The organism is Mycobacterium hubeiense, from assembly GCF_002838065.1.
In the GTDB taxonomy this organism is placed as follows: Bacteria; Actinomycetota; Actinomycetes; order Mycobacteriales; family Mycobacteriaceae; genus Mycobacterium; species Mycobacterium hubeiense.
In genome coordinates this window covers 1-3,076 of sequence record NZ_PIZU01000092.1, presented here as the reverse complement: position 1 = coordinate 3,076, position 3,076 = coordinate 1, and the positions used below count along the sequence as shown (strand labels likewise).

Annotated in this window: 2 protein-coding genes and 1 pseudogene; all 3 read right to left on the bottom strand. The window is 64.6% G+C overall.

Features of this window, described 5'->3' with window-relative positions:
* Positions 1 to 296: 296 nt before the first annotated feature.
* A complete protein-coding gene (gene istB / locus CWS39_RS28000; RefSeq protein ID WP_199178340.1) occupies positions 297 to 1,097 on the bottom strand; it encodes an IS21-like element helper ATPase IstB in 801 nt (266 codons plus the stop codon).
* Positions 1,094 to 2,611 carry an IS21 family transposase gene (gene istA / locus CWS39_RS27995; RefSeq protein WP_102146077.1) on the bottom strand — a complete coding sequence of 506 codons (1,518 nt, stop codon included), beginning with the start codon at positions 2,609 to 2,611 and terminating at the stop codon, positions 1,094 to 1,096. The genes istB and istA overlap by 4 nt, the downstream gene beginning before the upstream one ends.
* A gap of 99 nt (positions 2,612 to 2,710) precedes the next feature.
* A pseudogene (locus CWS39_RS27990) lies at positions 2,711 to 3,076 on the bottom strand (hypothetical protein); the annotation flags it as partial.

Below are 3,076 nucleotides of genomic sequence, written 5' to 3'. Positions count from 1 at the left end.
CGCGCAACGGTGCCTCATTCAGGTTGACAGGTTCCGCCGTCGACAGATGTCTCGCTACGGATGCTCTTGATGACGCCAAGGCCTGTCGCAGTGCCCCAGAGTCCAAGGGCTGCGGCGGGGACATAGACCCCGAATAGCCCGTTGTACGCAAAAGGGCCAGTCTTGACATGCGCAATGAGTAGCGACGTTGCGAACAGCAGTCCGCACCAGAAGCTGAGGTGTTGTCAATGGCCATGTTGTTGTCCCCGCTGGTGGCCAGATAGAAGTCCCCACCCCGTGCGGTGATTCTTGGTTGGTTAGGGCTGCTGCTCCTTTCGGTGTTGGGCGTCTTTCATCCGGTAGGAGTCGCCGTCGGTGATGACGACGGTGGCGTGGTGCAGCAGGCGGTCGAGGATGCTGACCGCGGTGGTCTGCTCGGGCAGGAACCGACCCCATTGTTCGAAGGGCCAGTGCGAGCCGATGGCCAGGGAGCGGCGTTCGTAGGCGCCGGCGACGAGGCGGAACAGCAGCTGGGTGCCGGTGTCATCGAGGGGTGCGAAGCCGAGTTCGTCGAGGATGATCAGGTCTACCCGCAGTAGGGATTCGATGATCTTGCCGACGGTGTTGTCGGCCAGGCCGCGGTAGAGGGTTTCGACGAGGTCGGCGGCGGTGAAGTAGCGGACCTTGTGGCCGGCGTGGATCGCGGCGGTCCCGAGACCGATCAGGGTGTGGGATTTGCCTGTGCCGGCTGGGCCGATGAGCGCCAGATTCTGTTGTGCACGAATCCATTCCAGGCTCGATAGGTAGTCGAACACTTTGGGCTGGATCGAGGAGGCGGCCACGTCGAACGCCTCGAGTGTCTTGGGAACGGGGAACGCTGCGGCTTTGAGCCGGTTGACGATGTTGGAGGCATCCCGGGCGGCCAGTTCGGTCTCGACCAGGGTGCGTAGCACTTCCTCGGGGGTCCAGCGTTGGGTCTTGGCGGTCAGTAGCACTTCGGGTGCGGTGCGCCGGATCGCTGCGAGTTTGAGACGGCGCAAACCCGCGTCCAGATCGCCAGCCAATTGTGGGACCGACGGTGGGGCAACGGGTTTGATCTGTTTGGCCGTTGTCGTCACGGGGTCGCCTCGCCGTCGGTGACCGGAGCGATCCTGTAGGCGTCCAGCGAGCGGGTGGGGGCGACGGGCAGATCCAGGATCAGGGCATCCCCGGCGGGACGTGGTTGTGGTGTGCCGGTGCCGGCGGCCAGGATGGAGCGCACGTCGGCGGCGCGGAACCGCCGAAACGCCACCGCTCGATGCAACGCAGAAATCAACGCTTGCTCACCGTGGGCAGCACCCAGGGCCAGCAGGATCTCCAACTCTGACCCGAGTCGGGTGTTGCCGATCGCGGCGGCCCCGACCAGGAACGCCTCGGCATCCTCGCCCAGGTCGCAGAACTGTTTCTCGATGGTTGTTTTCGGGCGAGGTCCGCGGTGGGGCACGGGCCGCGCTCCGTCGTAGTGGGCGTCGAGTATCGACGCGGCGCCGGGGGCAACCAGTTCGTGTTCGGCCACGATCGTCGCGGTCGTTGGCTCGACCAGGCACACTGCACCCTGATCGACGACGACTGCCACGGTGGTGCCGATGAGCCCGGTGGGTACCGAGTAGCGCGCAGAGCCGTAACGGACACAGGACAGCCGGTCGACCTTGCGCAGCACCGACGGTGCCCCGATCTGGGCGCGCAGCGACGGAAGTGGGGATAGCAGTTCACGTTCGACGATCAGCCGTTCGTCAGGGACCGCGCAGATCTCCGAATGCACCAACGCATTAACCTCACTACACCAGGCCTCCGCGGCGGTGTTGGCGGCTCGCACGTCCAGGGTGGTGCCGTCGATGGCGGCCTGAGTCAGCAGCGGAACCGCCAAATCCCGCTGGGCGTAACCGCAGAGGTGTTCCACGATGCCCTTGGACTGCGGATCATTGGCGTGGCAGAAATCCGGGGCGAACCCGTAGTGGCTGGCCAGCCGCACGTAGTCCGGCGTCGGCACCACCACGTTGGCGACCACCCCGCCCTTGAGGCAGGCCATCCGGTCGGCCAGCACCCTCGCTGGGACCCCGCCTATCGCGGCCAGGGCTTCGGCGATCAACGCCAACGTGGTCGACGCGCGTTGATCGATGGCGAAGCGCACGAAACGCCAGCGCGAGAACGCCAGCACCGCGCAGAACAGGAACAATCCGGGCGCGGCTTGGGCCCAATCGATCACCAGATACTCACCGGGTGACCACACCGCCGGGCGGCGCCCACGGTGATTCTCGCTGCGCCACAACGCTTTCGCCTCAGCCACGAGGCGGCGAAAGTTGCGGTCCGAACCCTCATAGCCGGCAGCCACCGCGACCGGCAATAACCGTTTAGCCGAGATCCGACCCTGCGACTTCTGCACGTGATCGGCGACCAGCTCGGCCACGACGTCGTAGTTGTGGGCTCGTTCGGCCCGTGGTGGCGGCGGGTCGCCGGCCTGGTCGGCTTCGAACTTCTCCACCACACGTTTGACGGTCTTGTGGGTGGTGCCGCACTGCTCGGCGGCGGCTCGGTACGACCCGAGCTGTTGGTAGGCAGAAATAATGTCCATGCGGTCCTTCGCAGATTTCAATGGAACTCCCCGATGGTGATGGCGAACGGTTGGCGCCTTCACCGTCACCATCGGGGCCCGCAGTTCCTGATCGACACGACGAACACGGGGTGGGGACTTTTAACTGGCCACCAGCGGGGACCTCCACTTGGCCACCAGTGGGGACTTTTTCATGGCCACGGACAGGTGTGCGACCCAGCGGGGGAACGTTTCAGTGCCTTTGGGCGCGAGGAAGATCGGTAGGGCAAGAGACCACAGCCATACGGTGAATAGCGGCCAGATGTAGAGCAACAGGAACCACGCCGAGTCATTGAACATCTGCGTGATGCTGGGGTCTTGCTCAGGACGAAACGCAGCGAGCGCGAACGACATCGGCACAAGGAAGGTTACTGCCAGCGTCGCTCCAAAGCTGACGAGTTGGAGGTACGTGAACACAGGGGTATCGGACGAGCATGTCCCGAGTCGCGTGGAATTTGGGTGACGATC